Annotated in this window: 21 protein-coding genes and 1 tRNA gene; 6 read left to right on the top strand and 16 right to left on the bottom strand. The window is 68.4% G+C overall.

Going from position 1 to position 22,334, the window contains the following annotated elements; translation table 11 throughout:
• Positions 1 to 7 precede the first annotated feature (7 nt).
• Complete coding sequence (locus VEC11_RS09825; protein ID WP_464130563.1) at positions 8 to 2,002, bottom strand: PAS domain-containing sensor histidine kinase; 1,995 nt, start codon at positions 2,000 to 2,002, stop codon at positions 8 to 10.
• Between the two features lie 4 nt (positions 2,003 to 2,006).
• On the bottom strand, positions 2,007 to 2,672 hold the full coding sequence (locus VEC11_RS09820; RefSeq protein WP_464130562.1) for a response regulator transcription factor: 666 nt from the start codon (positions 2,670 to 2,672) through the stop codon (positions 2,007 to 2,009).
• A gap of 397 nt (positions 2,673 to 3,069) precedes the next feature.
• Here VEC11_RS09820 and VEC11_RS09815 point away from each other — a divergent pair, with 397 nt between their 5' ends.
• Positions 3,070 to 3,705, top strand: coding sequence for a murein L,D-transpeptidase catalytic domain family protein (locus VEC11_RS09815; RefSeq protein ID WP_464130561.1), 636 nt, complete (start codon positions 3,070 to 3,072; stop codon positions 3,703 to 3,705).
• Between the two features lie 4 nt (positions 3,706 to 3,709).
• Here VEC11_RS09815 and VEC11_RS09810 read toward each other — a convergent pair whose 3' ends face one another.
• The 7 genes from VEC11_RS09810 to VEC11_RS09780 all read right to left on the bottom strand — a co-directional run bounded on the left by VEC11_RS09810 (position 3,710) and on the right by VEC11_RS09780 (position 11,537).
• Positions 3,710 to 5,227, bottom strand: coding sequence for an FAD-dependent oxidoreductase (locus tag VEC11_RS09810; RefSeq protein WP_464130560.1), 1,518 nt, complete (start codon positions 5,225 to 5,227; stop codon positions 3,710 to 3,712).
• Between the two features lie 77 nt (positions 5,228 to 5,304).
• Positions 5,305 to 6,549: a L,D-transpeptidase family protein gene (locus VEC11_RS09805; protein ID WP_464130559.1), complete on the bottom strand. Its 1,245-nt coding sequence runs from the start codon at positions 6,547 to 6,549 to the stop codon at positions 5,305 to 5,307.
• A 96-nt stretch (positions 6,550 to 6,645) separates the two neighbouring features.
• Entirely contained in the window at positions 6,646 to 7,056 is a 411-nt protein-coding gene (locus VEC11_RS09800; protein ID WP_464130558.1) for a DUF4383 domain-containing protein, read from the bottom strand.
• 120 nt (positions 7,057 to 7,176) lie between these two features.
• Positions 7,177 to 7,623 carry a DUF4383 domain-containing protein gene (locus tag VEC11_RS09795; RefSeq protein WP_464130556.1) on the bottom strand — a complete coding sequence of 149 codons (447 nt, stop codon included), beginning with the start codon at positions 7,621 to 7,623 and terminating at the stop codon, positions 7,177 to 7,179.
• A gap of 49 nt (positions 7,624 to 7,672) precedes the next feature.
• Positions 7,673 to 9,214: a putative bifunctional diguanylate cyclase/phosphodiesterase gene (locus VEC11_RS09790; protein ID WP_464130555.1), complete on the bottom strand. Its 1,542-nt coding sequence runs from the start codon at positions 9,212 to 9,214 to the stop codon at positions 7,673 to 7,675.
• A 95-nt stretch (positions 9,215 to 9,309) separates the two neighbouring features.
• Positions 9,310 to 10,746 (bottom strand): L-piperidine-6-carboxylate dehydrogenase, encoded by a 1,437-nt coding sequence (gene amaB, locus VEC11_RS09785; protein ID WP_464130554.1) that lies wholly within the window; start codon positions 10,744 to 10,746, stop codon positions 9,310 to 9,312.
• Positions 10,743 to 11,537, bottom strand: coding sequence for a DUF72 domain-containing protein (locus VEC11_RS09780; protein WP_464130553.1), 795 nt, complete (start codon positions 11,535 to 11,537; stop codon positions 10,743 to 10,745). The genes amaB and VEC11_RS09780 overlap by 4 nt, the downstream gene beginning before the upstream one ends.
• Positions 11,538 to 11,625: 88 nt before the next feature.
• Here VEC11_RS09780 and VEC11_RS09775 point away from each other — a divergent pair, with 88 nt between their 5' ends.
• Positions 11,626 to 12,714 (top strand): saccharopine dehydrogenase family protein, encoded by a 1,089-nt coding sequence (locus VEC11_RS09775; protein WP_464130552.1) that lies wholly within the window; start codon positions 11,626 to 11,628, stop codon positions 12,712 to 12,714.
• Between the two features lie 26 nt (positions 12,715 to 12,740).
• Here VEC11_RS09775 and VEC11_RS09770 read toward each other — a convergent pair whose 3' ends face one another.
• Positions 12,741 to 13,499, bottom strand: a complete 759-nt coding sequence (locus VEC11_RS09770) for a helix-turn-helix domain-containing protein (RefSeq protein WP_464130551.1) — start codon at positions 13,497 to 13,499, stop codon at positions 12,741 to 12,743.
• A gap of 264 nt (positions 13,500 to 13,763) precedes the next feature.
• Between VEC11_RS09770 and VEC11_RS09765 the strand changes: the two genes are divergently transcribed.
• From VEC11_RS09765 to VEC11_RS09750, 4 genes are all read left to right on the top strand, one after another.
• Positions 13,764 to 13,955 (top strand): hypothetical protein, encoded by a 192-nt coding sequence (locus VEC11_RS09765; protein ID WP_464130548.1) that lies wholly within the window; start codon positions 13,764 to 13,766, stop codon positions 13,953 to 13,955.
• Between the two features lie 140 nt (positions 13,956 to 14,095).
• Positions 14,096 to 15,727, top strand: a complete 1,632-nt coding sequence (locus VEC11_RS09760; RefSeq protein ID WP_464130547.1) for a DUF4153 domain-containing protein — start codon at positions 14,096 to 14,098, stop codon at positions 15,725 to 15,727.
• A 14-nt stretch (positions 15,728 to 15,741) separates the two neighbouring features.
• Positions 15,742 to 16,446 carry a response regulator transcription factor gene (locus tag VEC11_RS09755; protein WP_464130546.1) on the top strand — a complete coding sequence of 235 codons (705 nt, stop codon included), beginning with the start codon at positions 15,742 to 15,744 and terminating at the stop codon, positions 16,444 to 16,446.
• On the top strand, positions 16,443 to 18,011 hold the full coding sequence (locus tag VEC11_RS09750; protein WP_464130545.1) for a sensor histidine kinase: 1,569 nt from the start codon (positions 16,443 to 16,445) through the stop codon (positions 18,009 to 18,011). The genes VEC11_RS09755 and VEC11_RS09750 overlap by 4 nt, the downstream gene beginning before the upstream one ends.
• Before the next feature lie 9 nt (positions 18,012 to 18,020).
• On the opposite strand, the gene VEC11_RS09745 is transcribed toward VEC11_RS09750, so the two are convergent.
• The 6 genes from VEC11_RS09745 to VEC11_RS09720 form a co-directional block, all read right to left on the bottom strand.
• Complete coding sequence (locus VEC11_RS09745) at positions 18,021 to 18,749, bottom strand: 2OG-Fe(II) oxygenase (RefSeq protein WP_464130543.1); 729 nt, start codon at positions 18,747 to 18,749, stop codon at positions 18,021 to 18,023.
• A 94-nt stretch (positions 18,750 to 18,843) separates the two neighbouring features.
• Positions 18,844 to 19,374: a dihydrofolate reductase family protein gene (locus VEC11_RS09740; protein ID WP_464130542.1), complete on the bottom strand. Its 531-nt coding sequence runs from the start codon at positions 19,372 to 19,374 to the stop codon at positions 18,844 to 18,846.
• Positions 19,375 to 19,687: 313 nt separating this feature from the next.
• Positions 19,688 to 19,762 (bottom strand) — tRNA-Gln (locus tag VEC11_RS09735).
• Between the two features lie 50 nt (positions 19,763 to 19,812).
• Positions 19,813 to 20,892 carry a branched-chain amino acid aminotransferase gene (locus VEC11_RS09730; protein ID WP_464130541.1) on the bottom strand — a complete coding sequence of 360 codons (1,080 nt, stop codon included), beginning with the start codon at positions 20,890 to 20,892 and terminating at the stop codon, positions 19,813 to 19,815.
• A 43-nt stretch (positions 20,893 to 20,935) separates the two neighbouring features.
• Entirely contained in the window at positions 20,936 to 21,745 is an 810-nt protein-coding gene (locus VEC11_RS09725; RefSeq protein ID WP_464130540.1) for a pyrroline-5-carboxylate reductase family protein, read from the bottom strand.
• A 4-nt stretch (positions 21,746 to 21,749) separates the two neighbouring features.
• On the bottom strand, positions 21,750 to 22,262 hold the full coding sequence (locus VEC11_RS09720; RefSeq protein WP_464130539.1) for a type III secretion system chaperone family protein: 513 nt from the start codon (positions 22,260 to 22,262) through the stop codon (positions 21,750 to 21,752).
• Positions 22,263 to 22,334: the final 72 nt, after the last annotated feature.

Below are 22,334 nucleotides of genomic sequence, written 5' to 3'. Positions count from 1 at the left end.
GCCCGCTCTAGATAGGATTCGGAGCCGCAACCTTCAAACCTGCCGCCCTTCCCTTCGCCCGCGGCAGGCTGAACACGAAGCGTGCGCCGCCCTCCACCCGGTTCTCGGCGCGGATCGTGCCGTCATGCGCCTCGATGATAGTCCGGCTGATCGGCAGCCCGAGCCCCATGCCCCCGCTCTTCGTGGTCATGAACTCGGAGAACAGATTTTCCATATCCCCGGCGGCGATGCCGGGCCCGGTATCGGCCACCTCGACCTCGACCATCGCGCCGGCCGGGCGCGTGACGATCGACACCTCCCGCCGCTCGCATTCCGCCATCGCCTCGACCGCGTTGCGCACGAGATTGATCAGCACCTGCTGGATCTGGATCCGGTCGACCTTCACCCAGGCCGCCTTCGGGTCGAGCGCGAGATGATAATCGAGGCGCAGCGCCGCCTCGTCGACAAAGGCCAGCACGCGGGCCTCCTCGATCAGCTCGGGAAGATGCTCGGTCTGCACCGAGACCTTGCCGCGCGCCACGAGATCGCGGAGCCGCCGCAGGATCTCGCCCGCCCGCAGCGACGCCGATTCGGCGCCATCCAGCGCCTCGATCAATATCTCGCGCGGAACGTCCGGACGCTCGGCCATGCGCTTGGTACCGCTCAGGAAATTGCCGATCGCGGCGAGCGGCTGGTTGAGCTCGTGGGCCAGCGTCGAGGCCATCGTGCCCATGGCGGACAGCCTGGAGACGTGGATCAGCTCCGCCTGCATCCGACGGATCTCGGCCTCGGCCCGGTGGCGCTCCGTCAGATCCTGCATTGCGCCGACGGCCCGCACCGCCTCGCCCCGGGCATCGCGGATGATGAAGCAGCGGTCGAACACATCGGCATAATTGCCGTCGTCCCGGCGGAACCGGTAGGTCCGCGACCAGCGCGAGGCACCGCTGCGGATCGCCTCATCCATGCTCTCGACCAGCTCCGCCCGCTCGTCGGGGTGCAGACGGTCCGCCCACCAGGCCCCTGACGTGCGGCCCAGCGGCCCGCCCCCGACGCCAAGCACCAGGGCCGCATTCTCGCCCCAGTCGATCGTGCTCTCGACGAGGTCGCAGTCCCAGATGGCGTCGTTGGTCGCCTGGGCGGCGAGACGATAACGCTCCTCCGCCTCATGCTGGGCCAGGCGCGCCTGCTCCTGTTCGTCTATGTCCTCGGTCACCCCGTACCAGCGCAGGACCTGCCCGGCCTCGTCCAGCTGCGGCGCCGCGCGGACCATGGCATAGCGATAGCTGCCGTCCCTGATCCGCATCCGGAAGCGGGCATGGAAGCGCTTGCCGGTGGCGACCGACTCGGCCCAGCGCGCCAGCAACTCCTCGCGGTCATCAGGATGAATGGACTCGGTCGGCTCGCCCTCCCTGCCGGCAAGGCCCGTCAGCTCCCGGAAGCGATCCGACAGGATCAGCCCGGTTCCATCCGCCTCGGCCGTCCAGGCGATCTGCTGGCTCATCTCCAGCGTGTTACGGTACATAAGCTCGCTCTCGCGCAGGGCCTCCTCGGCGGCCCGGCGCGCATCCTCGCTGCGCGCTTCCTCCTCGATGTCCTCGGTCGTCCCGTACCAGCGCCGGATCGTCCCGTCCTGGCCACGGTCGGCCACGGCGCGCGAGCGTGTCCGCCGATATTCGCCGTCGGCGCGCAGCACGCGGAACTCCGCGGCATAAAATTCGCCGGTTTCGACGCAGCCCTCCCATTGCGCGCGGACACGGGCGCGATCGTCGGGGTGGACGACGCCGAGCCAGCCGTAGCCCAGGCCATGCCCGGCGCTCATCCCGGTGAGCACGACGAAGGGATTGTCGAGGAACAGCATGTTCCCCGCCGCGTCCGCCAGCCAGACCAGGCGTCCGGCCAGCGCCGCGGAATGGCGATACATGCGCTCGCTCTCGCGCAGCCTCGCGAGCTCGTTTTCCAGCCTGGCCTTATCCGCCTCGAGGACGGCGATCCTGTCCTCCGAGGCGGCGTCTGGCCCGGTCATCGATTCAGTGGGCTTTTTCGGTCGCTGGCTGAATGCCGGCTTCCAGCGCCAGGGTCAGCGCTTCGGCCAGGCTGGACGCGCCCAGCCGGTCCATCATGTTGCCCCTGTGCATTTCGACCGTGCGCAGCGAAATGCCCAGCGACTGGGCGATCTGCTTGTTGGACTGGCCCGCGACCAGCGCCGCAAGCACCTCTTTCTCGCGGGCCGTGAGCAGCGCCGCGCGCTCGTGCGCCTCGCGCCGCCGCTTGCCGCTCGCCGCCCGCTCCTCGAGCAAGGTGAACGCCTGCTGAAAGCAGCTGAGCAGGGCCTGTTCGGAAAAGGGCTTCTCGACGAAATCGACCGCGCCCATCTTCATTGCGCGCACCGCAATCGGCACCTCGCCATGGCCCGTCATCACCACGACCGGCCAGTCGATATTGCGCTCCTTCAGCGCTTCCATGACGTGGAACCCGTCCATCTGCGGCATCCTGAGATCGAGCAGGACACAGCCGGGCTCGAGGTCCGGGAGCGCCTCGAGAAAGTCAGCGCCGCTGCCATAAGGATGCGACCTGATCTCGGCGGCACCGAGCATGAAACTCAGGGAACGGCGAACATCGCGGTCGTCGTCGACCACGTATACGTAATGCGATTTCAGCGTATCGTCCTCGGCAAGTATCTCGATCGCCCCCATGGAACTCACATGGGTCCATAAGACGCGAAGCGCAACCGATTCTGATCCGGATCGGGTTAAGATTACGATAGCGCCGCCTTGGCCCCCGCTACCGTCACGCCCGCGAATCAACCTGACCGGAGCGAGGGGGCGGATTCATCGTGCCCTCGCAACGCTTCGTCGCCGTTACGAACCACCCGTTAACCGTTGCAGCTTCACAATGACGGAAATGGCTGCATGGGAGTGCGGCGAACGGCTGCCCGGCCACGATGAACCGAGTCAGCGAAGCCGGACACCCTGTTGAGGGGAAAAAGGAAACTACCTAGGCTTTGGGTGCACCGGGGAAGGGTATTTCATGTCAGTATCGCGTCGGACCGTTATCAAGGCTGGAGCTGCCGGCGCTGGCGCGCTCGTGCTGATGCCGTCCGTACTCAAGGCGCAGACCGCCGATCCCTACCGGACCCGCCCCGACCGTTACATGGACGGCCCGCCGCGGCCGTATGCCAGCGCGCCGGCGACCGCCCGGCCCTATGCCGATCCGGTGATCGATCCGCGCCTCGTCGCGCGCGCCCGCGCCTCGTTCGACCGGCACCGCAACTCGCTTCGGCATATCGACATCGTCGGCATCGCCGATTTCTCCAAGTCCTCGGGCGAGTCGCGCTTCTATCTGCTGGACACCAATAGCGGCCGGGTCACCCGCCACCTCGTCGCGCATGGCCGGGGTTCCGATCCCGAGCATAGCGGCTTCCTGCAGCGCTTCTCCAACGTCCCGGGCTCCGAGGCGACCTCGTCGGGCGGCTATGTGACCACGCTTTATTATCCGGGCCGCTATGGCCGCGCGATGCGCGTGCGCGGGCTCGACTACACGAACAGCAATGCGGAATCGCGGGCGATCGTGATCCACTCGGCCTGGTATGCGGAGCCGCAGGTCGCGGCGATGCAGGGCCGCATCGGACGGTCCGAAGGCTGTTTCGCCTTTTCCTATCAGAGCCTCCAGGAAGTGCTCGCCCGCCTGGGCCCCGGCCGCTTCCTCTACGCCGACCGCCTCGTTTAAGGCCCTAGGCGGTCGTTTCCGTTTCAGCGCCGATCTCGGCCGGTTCCAGCGGGCTGACCGCCGGCCCGTGCAGGACGCTGCCGTCGAGCGCGAAGCGCGAGCCGTGGCAGGGGCAGTCCCAGGTCCGGTCGGTCTCGTTCCAGCCGACGATACAGCCCATATGCGTGCAGACGGCCGAGCAGGCGTGCAGCCGGCCGCTGTCGTCCCGGTAGGCGGCGACATTGTTTCCGTTGATCTTCATCACCGCCCCTTCGCCCGCGGCCAGCGACTCCAGGTCGTGCGGCTTGCGCCTGATGTAACCGCCGATCAGATGGGCGGCGGTTTCCGCCGTTCCCCTGGCGAGCTCCGCCGCGCCCGCGACCGGCTTCACCCGGGTCGCGTCGAACAGCTTCAGCCAGTCATTCTCCTTGCCGTCGACCAGGTCCGTGATCAGCATCGCCGCGGCGGTGCCGGTGGTGATCCCCCAGGCGTTGAAGCCCGTGGCGACGAGATAGCCCTCGCCGAGCGAGGAGGACCAGCCAATGAACGGGGCATGGTCCATCGGAGTGTAATCCTCGTTGGTCCAGCGCCAAGCGGGCTGCACGCCGAAATGGCTGAAGGCGAACCGCTCGAGCTGATCGAAGCTGTCGCGCTCCTGGTCGACATGGCCGTGCTTGAACGAGGGACCGGCGAAGATCAGCCAGTCATCACCGGCCTGGTCGCGATGCCCGCGGACCGAGAAATGCGGCGCCTCGACATTGATATACATGCCCTGCGGCACCCGCCCCGGCTCGCAGCGGCCCATGATCACCGGGTGCATGTGCGGGAAGTTCTCCGCGAAGAAGAGGCCGGTCTTGCCGAGCGGCAGGTGGGTGGCCATCACGACATGGCGCGCACGCACGCGGCCGGCCTCCGTTTCGATCCGGTGCGGATCCCAGTCGGTTACCCGCGAGCCCTCGAAGATGTGGCAGCCCTCTCCCGGGATGCTCTGCGCGAGACCCTTAAGATAGCGGACCGGGTGGAATTGCGCCTGATTGTCCCAGCGCATCGCCGCCTGGACGCTGAACGGCAGCCCGGTGTCTCGGGTCAGCGAGGCGGGGAGGCCGAGGCGCGCGGCGAGATCCGCCTCCTGCTCGATCCTTTCGACCTCGTCGGGGTCGCGGGTCCACACGAAGGCCGGGCGCGTCTCCAGCGCGCAGTCGATGCCGTGCCGTTCGGCCAGCTCGCCGATCATCCCCAGGCCGGCCTCGTTCGCGTCGGCATAGCGGCGGGCACCGTCATGGCCGAACTTCTTCTCGATGACCGTGTAGGCGATATTGTGCTGGGAGGTGATCTTGGCGGTCGACTTGCCGGTCACGCCTTCGCCGATGCGCCGGGCCTCGACCAGGACAACCTTCAGCCCCCGGTCGCGCAGCAACCGGGCCGTGGTGACGCCGACGATGCCGCCGCCGATGATCGCGACATCGGCCTCGATGTCACCGCTCAGCGACGGAAAGGCGATTTCGGGCGCGGTGGCGTTCCAATAGGATCGATGCTCGGCCATGGCGGCCTCCGGCTGTTTTGCTCAGCCGGAAAACCCCCGCCGGCGCAGGCCGTTCCGCCCGGACCTGGCAGGGGAGGTCAGTTTCCGCCGCTGCTCGCCGTGGCAGTCGCGGCCGGAGTCCGCGCCGGACCCGCCCGGTTCAGCGCGACGCGGACCGGCGTGTCGCGGCCGTAGAGATCGTTATAGCGTACGATATCGCCGTCGGTGGTCGCCGCCGCGGTGAAATAGGCGATGTAGACCGGCACCGGCTGGGCGAGCCGCTGGGTCTGGTTGCGGCCGGTCGCGATCACGTCGTCGATCCGGTCGCGGTTCCAGCCGTCGGTCGACTCCAGCAGATGGGCGGCGAAGTCGCGCACATTCTGGGTGCGGATGCAGCCATGGCTGAAGGCGCGAACCGCGCGGCCGAACAGAGCCTGGGACGGCGTGTCGTGCAGATAGATGGCGTGCGGGTTCGGCATTTCGATCTTCAGCCGGCCGAGCGCGTTGCGCGGCCCAGGCGGCTGGCGGACGCTGATGCTGCCGTTGGCGCCCCGCGTCACCTGATAGCCGGCGCCGAAGCTGGTCGTGCGGACGATGCTCTGCGGCACGTTCCACCACGGGTTCATCGTGACGGCGGTGATCGTGGCGCTGAGCTGCGGCGTGGGCGTGCGCACGGCGCCGACCACCGCCCGGTGACGGGCCGTGACCCGACCCTCGTCGATCAGGGCGGCGGTAAAGGCGGGGACGTTGACCAGGACGTGGCGCGCACCCAAGTTGCGCGGCATCCAGCGCCAGCGCTCCATGTTGGTGCGGATGAGGTCGCGCCGCGCCGTGTCGTCAGGCGCGGTGTTGGCGAGAGCGCGCTTCAGGCCGGCATATTGCGGATGGGTCGGGAGCAGGCCGTTCAGCGCCTCGGCGACGCCGCCCCGCGTGGTCACCTGCGTCAGCAGCTGCCGCCTCGCTTCCTCGGTCAGCCCCGCATCGGGCATGAACCAGTCGACGCGGCTGCGCCCGCGCACGCGGCCGCCGCTGAGGTCGGTCGCCAGCTGCAGGAAGATCTCGCTGGCAACGGGGGTGACCTGCGCACGGTCGCCGGTCTCGATCGCGGCGGCGAGCCGGTCCGGACCGTAGGCCGCGGGGCTAAGGCCATCGACCCCGACATTGCGCACATATTCGAGCAATTCGCGCGCATCGTTCAGGCGCCAGCTGACCGGCGCCGGGGGCGGCGCCGGCGTGACGACCGGGGGCTGCTCCTGGTCGAGGGCGGCGGCCTGGATGGCGCCCGGCATGGTCGGCGAAGCCAGCAGAACGATGAGGGCTGCGTTGCGAAGCGACTTGATCATGCCGCCCTTGTAGGCAAGCGCCCGGCTCCGCGCTAGACGGATTTGCAGGTCTCGGACGAGCGGGTGGCCCGGCGCGAGCGCCGGGCCACGTGCATTTCAGGCCGTCCGGCCCTTGTTCGCGAAGCCGAAATAGGCCGCGATGATCCCGAGCGCGGCGTGCAGATAGACGTCGTTGCCGTAGATCGGAATGTAGCCGAAGGTCGTCTCCGTGGCGGAGATGAGGCCGAGCACCGCGAGCAGGATGTAGATGATCGCGACGCCGCGGGCATAAGTGACCGCCCCGGCGGCCGAACGCGAAGCCAGGAGGCCCCACAGGCCGAACAGGATGTGGACGGCATTGTGCAGCACATTGACCGGGAACAGGCCCAAAAGGTCGCCATAGCCGTTGGTCATGGTCACGTTGTGGCTTCCCGCTGCGGGCGTATGGGTCATGCCGGGCACGAAGCCGAGCGCCCCCACCGCAAGAAACACAAGGCCGAAGATCAAAGCGAATGTACGCGTGCTCATCCCAGCTCTCCCTCCTGTATCAAATCGTTCTGACGCAACTCGATAACGGGCCGGAACCTACCCCCGTGCGGCGGGGCAGGCGAGTCATTTCGGCGATGTTCCGCGGAAGACGGGACGGGTTCAGACCCGGTCGGCGCCGCGCGCGGCCCAGCCGAAATAAAGCCCGCCGAGCGCGATCAGCCCGTGCAGCCAGACATCCTTGGCGTAGAGCGGGAGCAGCCCGAAGCCCGTCTGGAGGGCGGGCAGCAGGCCGGCGATGGCCAGCAGCGCATAGATGAGCGCGACGCTCCGCGCATAGATCAGCGCGCCGCGCCAGGAGCGCGCGGCGGCAAGGCCCCAGAGGCCGAACAGGATGTGCACGACATTATGCGCCGTATTCACCGGGAAGAAGCCGAACAGCATGTCGTCGCCGGTGCCGAGAATGGCCCCGCCGTGCGGCGCCGGCGCGACGACATTGTCGGCGAGCGTCGCACCGGTCTCCGGATGCGAGAGGAAGGGCAGGAAGCCCGCAATCCCCGCCAGTACGAAGAAGAAACCGAGAAGGAAGGCGAACCGGCGCGTGCTCATCCGCCGAGCTTATTCAGCCGGCGCGCAAGTGTCACCCGCTGGATGCCGTTCAGGCGGCGTTGGAGATGGTGGTGTCCGGATCGTGGGCGGCAAGGAAGCCGCCGATCGCGTCGGCCGGCATCGCCGGCGCATAGAGGTGGCCCTGCAGGCCGTCGCAGCCGGCCTCGAGCGCGATCTGCTCTTCCTCGCTGCTGGAAATGCCCTCGGCCACGACCTCGAGATCCATGGCATGTCCCAGGGTCACCGCAGCGCGGATGATGGCGACGCTCTGGTCGCGCGCGGCGGTGTCGATGAACGAGCGGTCCAGCTTGATCTTGTCGACGGGGAATTTCCGGAGGCAGGACAGCGAGGAATAGCCGGTGCCGAAATCGTCGAGGACGATGCGGAAGCCGTCGCGGCGCAGCTCCTGGATGGTCTGACCGCAGAGCGTGCCGTGCTCGATGAACAGGCCCTCGGTGATCTCCAGCTCGAGCTGGGTCGGCTCGACGCCTTCCTCATGGGCGATCGCGCGCAGCGACGCGGCGAAGCGCGGCGCGCGGAACTGCACGGCGGAGAGGTTGACGGCGATGGTGAGGTCCGGCCAGCGCCGCGCCATCTTGCAGGCGTCGCGGAAGCTGTGCTGGCCGAGCTCGTCGATCACGCCGCATTCCTCGGCGATCGGGATGATCTCGCTCGGATTGACCTGGCCGAGCGTCGGATGGTCCCAACGCACCAGGCCTTCGAGCGCGGTCACCTTGCCGCGACCGTCGAAGATCGGCTGATAGTGGAGATCGAGCCCGCGCCCTTCGCGCAGCTCGGCGCGCAGCGTCGATTCGATCTGGTCGCGGCGCTGGACGTCGGCATCCATCGCCTCGGTGAACAGGCGGAAGCAATCCCGACCCGCCGCCTTGGCGCGGTACATGGTGATGTCCGCCTTGCGCAGCAGCTCGGAAGCTTCGGACACTTCCCTGGTCGCGAACACTGCGCCGATCGAGACCCCGACCCGCGCTTCCCGGTCGCCGATCAGAAACGGCTTGCGGATGACCGAGATGATCCGCTCGCAGAGCCGGCGGACGTCGGCCTCGCCCTTCGGGCTCACCTGCACGATGGCGAATTCGTCGCCGCCGATGCGGGCGACGGTGTCGGTCTCGCGCAGCAGCGAGCGCAGCCGCTCGCCCACTTCCTGGACGAGCTTGTCGCCGGCATTGTGGCCGAGCGTGTCGTTGACCTGCTTGAAGCGGTCGAGGTCGAGCATCAGCAACGCGACCTGCTCGCCGGAGCGGCGATAGCGGGTCAGCGCCTGGGAAAGCCGGTCCTCCAGCAAGGCGCGGTTCGCCAGCCCGGTCAGCTGGTCGTGCAGGGCCTGGTGCTGGGCGTTCGCCTCGCGCGCCTCCAGCTCGTCGACGAGGTCGACCAGCGACTTGTAGAGGAAGGACATGACGAGGATGACGGCCACGGCGGAGGTGAGCGCGATCGGCCAGATCGAGCCGAACAGCTCGACCTGCGAATTCGTATTGTCCTTGACGATACTGACGGTAGCGAAGTTCGTAAGTACGAGCGTCGCCACCGCGGCAGACACGATCGGCGGACCGATTTTGCGCGAATACCTCACTTAGGTCTCCCCCGGGGCGCGGAGGAAATACCAGCCTACCGGTTAATAAATTGCTCAGAGTCGTGAGGGGAATTTGTGCTTAACGCGCGCCCCTCTCACGCCTCCGGAATGGAGAAATCGACTCCCTGGGCCAGCGGCAGCTCGCGGCTGTAATTGATCGTGTTGGTCGCGCGTCGCATATAGGCGCGCCAGCTGTCCGAGCCGCTCTCGCGGCCGCCGCCCGTCTCCTTCTCGCCGCCGAACGCGCCGCCGATCTCGGCGCCGGAGGGGCCGATATTGACGTTGGCGATGCCGCAGTCGGAGCCCGCGGCCGAAAGGAAGGCCTCGGCCTCGCGCAGGTCGGTGGTGAAGACGGAGGAGGCAAGGCCTTGCGGAACGGCATTCTGCAGCGCGATCGCCTCGGCGAGATCGGTATAGCGCAGCACATAGAGGATCGGCGCGAAGGTTTCCTTCACCATCACCGCGCTCTGCCCGGGCATCTCGACCAAAGCGGGCCGGACGTAGCAGCCCTCGAGTGGCTCGCCGCCATGGACGGCGCCCCCCTGCCCCTCCGCCTCGGCGAGCGCCGCCTGCATGCCCTCGACGGCCGCGGCGTCGATCAGCGGCCCGACCAAAGTGCCCGCGTCGAGCGGATCGCCGACCTTCGCGCTCGACCAGATCGTCTTCAGGCGCGGCACCAGGCGGTCGTAGACGTCGGCATGGACGATCAGGCGGCGCAGCGTCGTGCACCTCTGCCCGGCCGTGCCCATCGCGGCGAAGGCGATGGCGCGTTCCGCAAGCTCGAGGTCGGCACTCGGCGCGACGATCATCGCATTGTTGCCGCCCAGTTCGAGCAGGCTGCGTCCGAAGCGCGCCGCGACCCTTGGCCCGACCTCGCGGCCCATGCGTGTCGAGCCCGTCGCCGAGACGAGGGGAACGCGCGGATCGTCGGCCAGCGCCTCACCGACCTCGCGCCCTCCCTGCACGACCTCGAGCAGACCCGCCGGCGCGTCGCCGAAGCGCGTGACGGCGCGGGCGAAAAGCGCGGCGACCTGCTCGGCGCAGAGCGGAGTCTTTTCGGACGGCTTCCAGACCACGGAGTCGCCGCAGACATAAGCAAGGCATGCATTCCAGGCCCAGACCGCGACGGGGAAGTTGAAAGCCGAGATCACGCCCACCACGCCCAGCGGATGCCAGGTTTCCATCATCCGGTGGCCCGGCCGCTCGGTGGCGATGGTGAGGCCGTAGAGCTGGCGGGACAGGCCGACCGCGAAATCGCAAATGTCGATCATCTCCTGGACCTCGCCGAGGCCCTCGGAGAGGATTTTGCCGCATTCCCGGCTGACGAGGCGCCCGAGCTCGTCCTTCTCCTCGCGCAGCACCTCGCCGAACAGGCGGACGAGCTCGCCGCGCTTCGGCGGCGGCACCAGCCGCCAGGCGAGAAAGGCGTCGTGCGCCCGGCCGATCGCGGCCTCGACGGCAGCATGGTCCGCGACCGCAACGCTGCCCAATACCGCGCCGTCGACGGGCGAAATCGACTCCAGCCGGCTCATGCGAGCCGCTCCGTGAGCGCCTCGGCGGCGGCGGGGTTGCGGACCTTGTCGCCGGCAATGAAGAAGGCGAAGACCTCGCGCGGCATCCTCGGTGCCAGCGCCTCGGCGACATAAGCGAGCCCCTCCGGGCTCTCGCCCTTCGCCCAGCCCCGCGCCACTTCGGCCCAGCGGTCCAGGGCCGCAGGCGAATAGCCGGCGGGCTCCGCCGCCTTCGCCTGCTGCAGCCGCGCATAGACGAAGTCGGCGGTCAGATCGGCCATTTCCGGGTAGCTTTCATGATCGGCGAAGACGATCGCGACATTCGAGGCGCGGGCCAAAGCGACAAACTCCTTGTTCTTGAAACTTTCGTGGCGGGCTTCGATCCCGTGCCGCAGGGCGATGCCGTCGCGGCTCGTCGGCAGCAGCATGAGGAACTCGCGGATCTCGTCCGCGTCGAATTTCTTGGTCGGCGCCAGCTGCCAGAGGATCGGGCCGAGCTTGTCGCCGAGTTCGGTGAAGCCCTGGGCGCAGAACTTGCCGATCGATTCCGCCGCCTCGCCCAGCTTCTTGCGGTTGGTGCAGAAGCGCGAGGCCTTCAGCGCGAACTTGAAACCGTCCGGCACGCTGGCCGCCCATTTGGCGAACGTCGCCGGCGACATGCTGCTGTAATATGTGGCGTTGACCTCGGTGGCATTGAGCCGCGTCCCCAGATGCTGGAGCTGCTTCGCCTTCGGCAAGCCGGCGGGATAAAAGGTCCCCCGCCAGGGATCGAAGTCCCAGCCGCCAATGCCGACATGAATCGCCGCTGCCATGGCGCCTCCTTAGGGGCTTCCCGGCGAGTCGACCAGTGAAGCGCCGGCCCCGGGTGGCATTCTGCGGTTTCCACGTTACGCTCGCGACATGAAAGACGTACTTCTGGTCGGCGGCGGCAAGATCGGCGCCATGATCATCGAATTGCTGGCGAACAGCGGCAGCTATGGCGGCAGCAACGACTATCGCGTCATTGTGGCCGACCGGTCCGGGGACGCCTTGCGCAGGGTCGTCCGCCATGAGCGGGTGGAGACGCTGGCGCTGGATGTCGCCGACGAGGCGGCGTTGGCCCGCGCGCTCGCCGGAAAGTTCGCAGTGCTCTCCGCCGCGCCTTATTCGGTCACGCTCGCCATCGCGAAGGGCGCGGCCAAAGCGGGCGTCCATTATTTCGATCTGACCGAGGACGTCGCGACGACGCACCAGGTGCTCGAACTCGCCAGGACGTCAACGGCGGTGATGATGCCCCAATGCGGGCTGGCGCCGGGCTTCATCTCGATCCTCGGCATGCATGTCGCCGGGCCGTTCGACGAGCTGGAGGAGCTGCGCCTGCGGGTCGGCGCCCTGACGCAATTCCCGACGAACGGCCTCAAATATAATCTGACCTGGTCCACCGCCGGACTGGTCCACGAATATCTGCAGGGCTGCGAAGCGGTCGTCGACGGCAACCAGCGCATCGTCGAGCCGCTCGAAGGCCTCGAGACCTTCCCCCTCGACGGCATCGATTATGAAGCGTTCAACACGTCAGGCGGCCTCGGCACGCTTTGCGAGCGTCTGAAGGGGGTCCGGCACCTCAACTACAAGACCGTGCGCTATCCGGGCCATTGCGCGATCCTGAAGCTGCTGATCCACGACCTGAAGCTCGGCAGGGACGAGAAACTGCTCGTCAGGATTTTCGACGAGGCCCTGCCGGTTTCCTATGACGACGTCGTGCTCATCTTCGTCAGCGCGATCGGCCGGATCGACGGTCAGCTTCGGCAGAAAAGCGCGGTCCGGAAGGTCTATGCCCGCGAGCTGAACGGGCAGCATTGGAGCGGGATCCAGATCACCACCGCCTCGGCGATCTGCGCGGTGCTCGACATGGTGCGCGAAGGCATCTTGCCGCAGTCCGGCTTCATCCACCATGACGAGGTCGATTTCGACCGGTTCATCCGCAATCGCTTCGGCAGGCATTACGCCTGAGCCCCGCGACACCTCGCCTGCACCGCTCAGCCGGCGTGGATGCCGGTCGGAAAGCGGGCGAAATCGGCCTGCGTCACGTTGTCGATCTCCGCACGGCACGTCGCATAGGCCGGATGGGCCGGGTCGATCCGCCCGTAAACGGGCGTCATCCCCTCGTCGAGCCTCAGCAAGGCGATCGGGCAGGCGGCCGGGACGAGCTGGGAGCCGTTGCCGACGAGCAGGGTGGTCAGCACACCATAGAGCGAGCCCTTGATGGTCGGGCGGCCGAGGATCGCCAGCCGATACTGGCCCTCCTCGCTGGTGACCAGATAGATATGGCCGGAGATGTGCGGCATCGAGACCTGGCCGTGCTGGGCATGGGCGTCGCCCCGCTCGCCTTCGGAGAAGGTGAGGCAGGAGCAGGCAGGCTCCCAGGCGATGGTCGTCAGATAGGCAAAGATGCCGGGATCGCCGCGGAAGACCGGGCGCAAGGTCCAATAGCGGCCCTCGAGCCAGCGCACTGCGCCATGATTGTAGCCGCCGAGCGCGTCCGGCGCGGATTCGCTCGGGTGCGGCTGGGCCGGCATGCCGCCGCGCAGCGAGATGCCGAGCGCCTCTTCCAGCCGGATGACCGTGGCCAGAGTGAAGGAGCGGCGGCCGGCCAGCGCCTTCTCCAGGGTGGAGATGCTGATCCGGGCGAGATCGGCAAGCGCCTGGCGCGAGATGCGCCGGCGGGCGAGCTCCTCGCGCACCTTCTGCGCGATCTCCTCCGCGGCCTGTTCGCCCAGCCAATCTCCCTGCAACACGCTACGCCCCTCGCCCGTTCCGCACCTATCCGCACATATCCGCACGCGCTTGCAATTGCCAGCCGCCTGCCGCCGCTTTTGGCGGAACGCGGCCAAAGAATCGGGACAATGATCGTAGAAATACGGGGGGACGGGGCGTAATCGGCCAGCATCGAACGACGGAGTCCTCTCGATGCTCGCCCCGATCCCCTGGTCCTTCCGCCGCCGGCCTGGCCCGACTCCGCTCGGCGCGACCAAGCGCACGGTCCGTTCGGGGGAATGAGAATGCACCTCTCCCCGTTCGACGACCTGGACAGAGGCACAATCCGCGATCGGCAGCGCTCATCGCGCCGGATCGGCGAGATTCTCTCCTTCCTGTTCCTCGTCTCGGTGGGCATGGTCGCGACTGCGACGAGCGTGCGCGCTGACGCCCTGCAGCAGGCCGACGCGCCGATCGGTATCGCCGCAACGCGCTGACCGCGGGCGGAGTCCGCCCGGCGCCCCGCTCCCCGCCTGCACATTTTCTGCACGACATCAGCGCCGCGGCGCCATGGCGCCCGGACCAGGGCTGAACCTGCTTCTGCCATTGGCCGTCCCGACTGACCAAGGGGACGAACATGGCCGATAAGGACGGTACGCCGCGGCGCGCAGTGCGGGACTGGAGCTTTCTCCACAAGCTGATCGGGACGCTCGCGCTCGCCGGGATCGCGCAGGGCCTGTTCGTCTTCCAGCGCGGCGGCTCGACGATCGGCGGCTTCGCCCTGCTGCTGCTGCTGGTTGTCGTGCTGCTCCGTCCCCTGCTCTGGCGGAACCGCGGCGCGCGGCTGGCGCTGGCGGCCGCCGGCTTCTTCGCTTTGGTCCTCGCGGCCGATCCGGGCTTCCTCGCCTTGCTGCTTTACTGGACGATGCTGACCCTGGCCGTCTTGCTCACCAGGGCCGGGCGCTTCGGAAATGGGTGGCGGTGGGTGCAGAGGATGATGCTGCATGGCGTGCTCAGCCCCTTCGCGCCGTTGCGCGACCTCGTCATCCTGAACCGCACGCGCAGCCGCCGCGCGGGCGGCTTCGGGCGGATCGCGCTGGCGCTCGTCCTGCCGGTGCTGGGCACGATCCTCTTCCTGGCGCTGTTCGCGGCCGCCAACCCGCTGATCGAGAATTTCCTGATCCGCATCGATGCCACGCTGAGCGCGGAGTCGGTGGCCCGCCTGATCTTCGCGGGATTCATTTTCCTCGCCGTCTGGAGCCTGCTGCGTCCGCCCCGCCTCACCTTCGGCTTCGCCGGCGCGACGCCGCCCCTCGCGGCGGCGGGACCGCTGCCCGGCGTCACGCCGGCCTCGGTCACGCTCTCGCTGATCGCCTTCAACCTGGTGTTCGCGGTGCAGAACGGGCTGGACATCGCCTTCCTGTGGAGCGGCGCGCCGCTGCCGGGCGATCTCACCCTCGCCGGCTATGCGCATCGCGGCGCCTATCCCCTGATCGCCACCGCCTTGCTCGCCGCCCTGTTCGTGCTGGTGACGCTGCGGCCGGGCTCCGACACCGCGCGCTCCCGCGGCGTGGCGCTGCTCGTCACCCTGTGGATCGCGCAGAACCTGCTGCTCGTCGCCTCCACCATCTACCGGACGGTCGACTATATCGAATCCTATTCGCTGACCGTGCTGCGCATCTCGGCCCTGATCTGGATGGGGCTGGTCGCGATCGGGCTCGTGCTGGTCTGCTACCGGCTGCTGCGCGGCAAGAGCGGGGCCTGGCTGATCAACGCCAACATGCTCGCTGCCTTGCTCGTGCTCGGCGCCTCGACCTGCGTCGATCTTGGCGGGGTGGCGGCGGGCTGGAACGTGCGGCACGCCCGCGAGGTGGGCGGGCGCGGCGTCCAGCTCGACTTCTGCTACCTGCGCGAGCTCGGGCCGTCCGCGCTGCTGCCTTTGCTGGAGCTGGAGTCCCGGCCCGGTCTGCCGGCGGCGTTCCGCGGGCGGGTCACGGCCTTGCGCGCCCGGCTCATGGACCATCTCGAGGTCCGGCAGGCCGACTGGCATGGCTGGACATTGCGCGGCGCCACTCATCTCGCCGCGGCACGGAGCATCGTCGAGCAACAGGATCTGCCGACCGGGCGCGGGTCCGCGCCGGATTGCTCGCCCCAGGGAGTCGAGCTGCCGCCCCGGCCGGTCGTCGAAATGAATGCGGTCGACGCGAACCTCGCCCTCCCGGAGGAGAATGGCACGGCCGCCCCTTTGACAGAGAACGCTGCCCGGTGAATGAGATGTACGCGATGAGCCACAAGATCCTGATCGTCGACGACGATCCGCATATCCGCCAGGTCCTGGCCTTCGCGCTCGGCAAGGCGGGGATGCAGACTGCCGAGGCGGGAGACGGCGAAAGCGCGCTGGATGCGATCGCCGCCCAGCGGCCGGATCTGGTCGTGCTCGACATCAACATGCCGCGGATGAGCGGGCTCGACGTCTGCCGCAAGCTGCGCGCCGCCGACGATTTGCCGATCCTCTTCCTCTCCTCGCGCGACGACGAGATCGACCGGGTGCTCGGCCTGGAGCTGGGCGGCGACGATTATGTCGTGAAGCCCTTCTCGCCGCGCGAGGTGGTCGCCCGGGTCAGCGCGATCCTGAAGCGCGGCGGCCGCGCGCTGGAGGAGGCGGGCGCGCTCCGCCCGGTGACGCACGGCAAGCTCCGCCTCGACCCGCAGAGCTGGGAAGCGCAATGGGACGGCGCCCCGGTCTCGCTCACCGTCACCGAATTCCAGCTGCTGCTGCTGCTCGCCAGCCTGCCGGCCCGCGTCTTCACGCGCGACGCGATCATCGACCGGCTGCACGGCCCCGGCTTCGCGATCACCGACCGCACGATCGACAGCCATATCCGCAATCTCCGCCACAAATTCGCCTCGGCAGGCGGCCCCGATCTGATCGAGACGCGCGCGGGGATCGGCTACCGGATCGGGCCCTGCCGGGGCGGAAGCGCTTGATCGGCCGGATCAAGGATTTCCTGAAGCGCCACTGGCCGCTGCTGCGGCTGCGCACGATCCTGCTGATGACCTTCCTCTTCGTCGCGGCCTTGCCGGGGGTCGGCGCGGTCTTCCTGCGCGTCTACGAAAACACGCTCGTCCGCCAGACCGAAGCGGAGCTGATCGCCCAGTCCATGGTGCTCAGCAGCGCCTATAAGAGCTTCTGGACGCCGGACGGCCAGGTGCCGTTTCCGGCCGAACCGCCGGTCGTCGAGCGCCCGACCATCGACCTCAGCAGCCAGGAGGTGCTCGGCGAGCAGGCGAACCCGGTCGCGGCAGGGCCGGTTGACCCCCGTGCCGCGGCAGTCGCCGCCCGGCTGCGCCCGATCGCTTCGGACGCCGCGCGGAGCGCCTTCACCGCGATCCGCATCCTCGACGCCCGGGGCCGCGTCGTGATCGGCCGGGACGATGTCGGCCTCAGCTATGCCGCTCTGCCCGAGGTGCGGGAAGCGCTGGCCGGGCGGACCGCGACGGTGCTGCGCCAGCGCGGCGACTATCATCCGATCTATTGGGCCGAGTTCCTGAGCCGGGCGGCGGGGATCAGGGTTCACCATGTCCGCCCGGTGGTGCTGAACGGCCAAGTGATCGGCGCGGTGATGCTCTCGCGAAGCCCGCGCGGCCTGTTCGTCGGCATCTATCAGGATCGCGGCCGCATCCTGCTCGGCATCGGCCTGATCTTCGGCACGCTCGTCATCCTCGCCGGCCTGCTCTCGCGCGGCATTGCCAGGCCGATCGAGACGCTCAGCGAGGCAACCCAGAAAGTCGCGCGCGGCGCCGTGACCGTCCCCGATCCGCCGGCCACGGCCGCGGTCGAGATCCGCGCGCTCTATGAGAATTTCGCCTCGATGGCCGAGCGGATCGAGCGCCGCTCCCGCTATCTGCGCGACTTCGCGGCCGCCGTGAGCCACGAGTTCAAGACGCCGATCGCCGGGATCAGCGGCGCGATCGAATTGCTGCAGGACCATGAGGGCTCGATGAGCGAGGAGGAGCGCCGCCGCTTCCTCGCCAATGCCGCCGCCGACGCGGCGCGGCTGTCGCTATTGCTCGAGCGCCTGCTTCACCTCGCACGGGCCGACATGGCCGTGGCGGCCGAAGATGCCGCGACGGGCGTCGAGGCGCCGCTGCGCGAGATGGCCGATGCGATGCGGGGCGAGGGATTCGCGGTCGAGGTCGAGGCGACGCCCGGCCTTCCCCGCGCGGCCGCGGCCGCCGAGCTGATCGAGACCGTCCTCCAGATCCTGATCGAGAACAGCCGGCAGGCGGGCGCGACCGAGGTCCGGATCGCCGCCGAGCCGCGCGGCGACCGGGTGGCGATCCGCATCGCCGACAACGGCTCCGGCATCCCGCCCGCCGACCGGGAGCGGATCTTCGAGCCCTTCCACACCGGGAGGCGGGAGCAGGGCGGCACCGGCCTCGGCCTCTCGATCGCGCGGTCGCTGCTGGCGTCGTCCGGGGGGACGATCAGCGCGCTGCCGGCGGAGCGGGGCGCCTGCTTCGAGGTGGAGCTGCCGGCCGCTGCCGGGTGATCGCGGCGTTCAGGCCGCGTCGTGAAAGATGATGCCGAGCGTATGGCGGCGGCCGGACCGCAGCCGGCTGACGCCGTGCCGCATCTTCACCCGATAGTCGCCGCGGCCGCCCCTGACCGGCCGGTCGTTGACCGCGAAAATCACCGCATCGCCCTTGCGCAGGGGAACGACCTCGGCGCGGGACTGCATGCGCGGTCGCTGCTCGGTCAGCACGAACTCGCCGCCTTCGAAATCCGTGCCCGGATCGGACAAGAGGATCGCGACCTGCAACGGGAAGACCTGGGCACCGTACAGATCCTGGTGCAGGCAGTTATAGTCGCCGGGACCGTAGCGGAGGAGCAGGGGCGTCGGCCGCATCTGGCCCGCTTCGCGGCACGCCGCGATGAACGCCGCATGGTCGCCGGGAAAGCGCGCCTCGAGCCCCATGCGCGCGTTCCAGTCATTGGCGACACCCGCGAGGCGCGGGTAGAGCGCGGTCCTCAGCGCCGCCACCAAGGGTGGCAGCGGATAGGCGAAATAGCGATATTCGCCGCGGCCGAAGCCGTGGCGCGCCATTGCCACCGTGCTTCGGAAGCACGGGTCGCGATCGTAGAGCCGCGCCATGGCGTCGCATTCGCCGGGAGTCAGCAGGCTGGCGAGGACGGCGCAGCCGCCGGCCTCGAGATCGGCAGCGACGCCGTTCCAGTCGATGCGGCCGATCCGGTCGGCCACATCTGTCTGTGCACGAACCTCATTCATCACGATCGCCTCCGGCCGTTGCCGGGCCTTTATCGGCGATCGTCGCGAAGGCCGCGCTCCGCTGCTTGCGCTCGAACCGGATGGCGAGGCGTAATCAGGCGGGGACGTAGCTCAGCCTGAGCACATTCTCGTCGATCCGGTCGCTGCCCGTCAGGCGGAGCGGCGGCCTCGACGCGGCGAAATAGGGCGTGCCCGCCCCGAGAACGACGGGATGCAGGTAGATCCGATACTCGTCGATCAGGCCAAGCTCGGTCAGGCTCCGTGCCAGGTCCGGCCCGGCCACCTCGATCTCGCCCTCGCGCTCGGCCTTCAGCGCCCTGATCGCGCTTTCGAGATCGCCTTCGACAAGCGCCGCGTTGGGGCCGACCGTGGGCGAAGCGCGCGAGACGACCCATTTCGGCTGGCGCCGCCACGCCGCCGCGAAAGCCCGCTCGTCCGCGCCCCAATCGGGCTGGTCGTCATCCCAATAGCGCATGATCTCGTACATCTTGCGGCCGTAGATGCTGCCCGCCTGCCCCTGCGCCTCCTCGATGAAGTGGCGAAACAAAGTCGGGCTCGGCCCGAAGGCCATATGGTCGACATAGCCGTCGAGCGACTGGTTCATGCCGAAGACGAGCCTGGCCATATCCACACCTTTCTACCTGCACAGCATGCACTTCTGCTTGCATGATGCAATCAGTTCTGGAGCCGGGAAGCGCCTCTCGACGAGCATAGTCAGAAATGCCTCTTGGCGAAGGCGCGTCTTCGCAGTCACTCCTCAACGTCATCGGTACAGCCGACATAGTGCCGCTTCGGATTCGAGGCTCTGCAAGACATAGACATATTGCGTCATGAGGTTCGTCCGCCTCCGCCAAGGCTACGGCGGGACAGCCTAGGCTTGCTTCGCCCAAGAACCGAGACTGGCTTGCCAAGCCATAGCTTGCGAAGCAAGCGCAGGCTGGCTGGGGCGGCAGGATTCGAACCTGCGAATGCCGGTACCAAAAACCGGTGCCTTACCACTTGGCGACGCCCCAGCAGGCGTGAGGGCGGGCTTATAGCTCGCTCGCCCTCCAAGGAAAGAGGGTCAGGCGATCTCCTCGACCCATTGGTGCGGATCGGGTGCCGTGCCGCGCTGGATGGCGACCAGCTTCTCGCGGATGCGCTGGGTGACCGGGCCGACCGACTGGCCGCCGATCGCGAATTCGCCCTCGGCGCCCTTCACGCTGCCGATCGCGGTGACCACGGCGGCGGTGCCGCAGGCGAAGGCCTCGGTCAGCCGGCCGCTCTCCGCATCGGCATGCCATTGCTCGATCGCATAGGGCTCCTCGCGCACCTGGAGCCCCATGTCGCGGGCGAGCGTGATAATCGAATCGCGGGTGATGCCGGCGAGGATGGTGCCGCCGAGCGGCGGGGTGGCGAGCGAGCCGTCCTCGAACACGAAGAAGATGTTCATCCCGCCCAATTCCTCGACCCAGCGGCGCTCGACCGCGTCGAGGAAGACGACCTGGTCGCAGCCGTTCCGGATCGCCTCGGCCTGGGCGATGAGGCTGGTCGCGTAATTGCCGCCGCATTTGGCGGCGCCGGTCCCGCCGGGGCCGGCGCGCGTATATTCGCGCGTCACCCAGAGCGACACGCTCGGCGCGCCCTTGAAATACGAGCCCACCGCTGAGGCCATGACGATATAGAGGTAGCGGGCCGCCGGCTTCACGCCGAGGAAGACCTCGCTCGCGAACATGAAGGGACGAAGATAGAGCGCGCCGTCCTCGCGTTGTGGCATCCAGCCGATATCGGCCCGGACCAGGGCACGGACGGATTCGAGGAACAATTCCTCGGGCAGATCCGGCATCGCCATGCGCCGCGCCGAGGCATTGAAGCGGCGGGCATTGGCGTCGGGCCGGAACAGGGCGGCGCCGCCGTTCGGGCGCGGATAGGCCTTCAGCCCCTCGAAGATCTCCTGCGCATAATGGAGCACGGACGAGGCCGGATCCATGGTGAGTGCCTGGCGCGTGGTGATCTTCGCGTCGTGCCAGCCGGTCCCCTCGTCATATTGCGCGATCGCCATATGGTCGGTGAAGACGCGCCCGAAGCCGGGATCGATGAGCTGCCTGGCGCGCTCCTCTGCCGGGACCGGATCGGGATTCGGTTCGAAGGCGAACATGGACATGGCGCCACGGCCTAGAAGGCGGCGCCGGGAAGGTCAAACCGGCTCAGTCCCGCCGCGCCTCGGCGGCCATTTCGAGGCTGCGGCGGCGCGCAGCCGCGAGCGTGCGCATGATGAGGTCGTCCAGCTCCGCGTCGAGCACGAGCAGGCCGGCCTCGGTGGTCCCGTTCGGACTGGTCACTTCGCGCGCCCGCTCGGCGAGGCTGGCGCTGCCGGTCCCGGCAAGCGCGGCCGCTCCTTCAACCGCCGCCCGGGCGAAGCCGAGCGCCTGTGCCTCCGGCAGGCCGAGCGCCACTGCGGCCTTCGCCAGCGCGTCGATGAACCGGTAGGTGAAGGCGGGGCCGCTGCCCGACAGGGAGGTGACCAGCTCGAAGGCGCGCTCATCCTCGATCCATTCGGCATGGCCGAGCACCGCCATCAGCCCGGTGACCAGCGCGCGCGCCTCCAGATCGCCATGACCGTGCAGGCCGATCACACCCCGGCCGATGCGCACCGGCAGGTTCGGCATGGCGCGGATGATGTTGCGCGGCGCCCGGAAGCGGTCGCGCAGCGAGGCGAGCTCGACGCCGGCGAGGATCGAGACGAGGATGGTTTCCGGATCGAGGATCGGCGCGAGCTTCTCCGCGACGGCGTCGAGCTGCCAGGGCTTCACGCCGAGCAGCACGATCGCGGGCACCTCGTCCTCGGGCCAGGTCGTGGTGACGCGCACCTCCGCCTCGACGGCGCGGCCGCTCGGCCGGACGACGCTGACATGGGCGGGATCGACGCCCTGCTCCAGCCAGCGCGCGAGCATCGCCCCGGCCATATTGCCGCAGCCGGCCAGCCAGAGCGGGCCGGGCAGCAGCGAATCTGTCACGGGATCAGGCCTCGCCCTGCGTCTCGATGAGCGCGGCGGCGATGGCCTCCTGGGGCGTCTTGTCGGCCCAGAGCACGAACTGGAAGACCGGGTAGAAGCGCTCGCACTCCTCGATCGCGGCCTCGACCAGGGTCTCGGCCTGCTGCAGGCTCAACGTCCCGCTTTCCTCGCCGCCCTCGAGCAGGGCGGCATGGCGGAAGAGGACGAGGCCCGAGGCCGACCAGAGCTCGAAATGGCCGAGCCAGAGCTGCTCGTTGACCAGCCCGATCGTCTCATAGGTGGCGGCGCGCTTGTCCTCCGGGACGCGGATATCGGGCAAAGCGAGGAACTGCAGGACCTGGTCCTCCGCGCGCCAGATCGCGCGCAGCTCATATTGCGTCCAGCTGCCCTGGAAGGAGGAGACGATCTCGTCCTCGCCGCCCCGCTCATAGGCCCAGCCCAAAGCGCTGAAATAGGTTTCGAGCATGTCGATCGGGGCGCTCGCCTCGCGCTCAAGCTCGAATTCATCCATGTTCATTGCCAGAAATCAGTCCCGGTTTGTTCCATCGGAATCTGCCCGTGCCGCTCCAAAAGCGCAAGCGACTGTGGA

It is taken from the genome of Allosphingosinicella sp. (genome assembly GCF_035626655.1).
Lineage (GTDB): Bacteria > Pseudomonadota > Alphaproteobacteria > Sphingomonadales > Sphingomonadaceae > Allosphingosinicella.
Note: the sequence above shows the minus strand (reverse complement) of the source record. Positions and strands in the feature narration are given on the sequence as shown.

Bases quoted from the DNA above. Each gene is read 5' to 3' on its own strand.
- VEC11_RS09745 (WP_464130543.1), bottom strand. From the start codon at position 18,749: ATGAATGAGGTTCGTGCACAGACAGATGTGGCCGACCGGATCGGCCGC.
- VEC11_RS09805 (WP_464130559.1), bottom strand. From the start codon at position 6,549: ATGATCAAGTCGCTTCGCAACGCAGCCCTCATCGTTCTGCTGGCTTCG.
- VEC11_RS09795 (WP_464130556.1), bottom strand. From the start codon at position 7,623: ATGAGCACGCGCCGGTTCGCCTTCCTTCTCGGTTTCTTCTTCGTACTG.
- VEC11_RS09740 (WP_464130542.1), bottom strand. From the start codon at position 19,374: ATGGCCAGGCTCGTCTTCGGCATGAACCAGTCGCTCGACGGCTATGTC.
- VEC11_RS09720 (WP_464130539.1), bottom strand. From the start codon at position 22,262: ATGAACATGGATGAATTCGAGCTTGAGCGCGAGGCGAGCGCCCCGATC.
- VEC11_RS09755 (WP_464130546.1), top strand. From the start codon at position 15,742: ATGAGCCACAAGATCCTGATCGTCGACGACGATCCGCATATCCGCCAG.
- VEC11_RS09730 (WP_464130541.1), bottom strand. From the start codon at position 20,892: ATGTCCATGTTCGCCTTCGAACCGAATCCCGATCCGGTCCCGGCAGAG.
- VEC11_RS09775 (WP_464130552.1), top strand. From the start codon at position 11,626: ATGAAAGACGTACTTCTGGTCGGCGGCGGCAAGATCGGCGCCATGATC.
- amaB (WP_464130554.1), bottom strand. From the start codon at position 10,746: ATGAGCCGGCTGGAGTCGATTTCGCCCGTCGACGGCGCGGTATTGGGC.
- VEC11_RS09810 (WP_464130560.1), bottom strand. From the start codon at position 5,227: ATGGCCGAGCATCGATCCTATTGGAACGCCACCGCGCCCGAAATCGCC.
- VEC11_RS09760 (WP_464130547.1), top strand. From the start codon at position 14,096: ATGGCCGATAAGGACGGTACGCCGCGGCGCGCAGTGCGGGACTGGAGC.
- VEC11_RS09765 (WP_464130548.1), top strand. From the start codon at position 13,764: ATGCACCTCTCCCCGTTCGACGACCTGGACAGAGGCACAATCCGCGAT.
- VEC11_RS09800 (WP_464130558.1), bottom strand. From the start codon at position 7,056: ATGAGCACGCGTACATTCGCTTTGATCTTCGGCCTTGTGTTTCTTGCG.
- VEC11_RS09780 (WP_464130553.1), bottom strand. From the start codon at position 11,537: ATGGCAGCGGCGATTCATGTCGGCATTGGCGGCTGGGACTTCGATCCC.
- VEC11_RS09825 (WP_464130563.1), bottom strand. From the start codon at position 2,002: ATGACCGGGCCAGACGCCGCCTCGGAGGACAGGATCGCCGTCCTCGAG.
- VEC11_RS09820 (WP_464130562.1), bottom strand. From the start codon at position 2,672: ATGGGGGCGATCGAGATACTTGCCGAGGACGATACGCTGAAATCGCAT.
- VEC11_RS09815 (WP_464130561.1), top strand. From the start codon at position 3,070: ATGCCGTCCGTACTCAAGGCGCAGACCGCCGATCCCTACCGGACCCGC.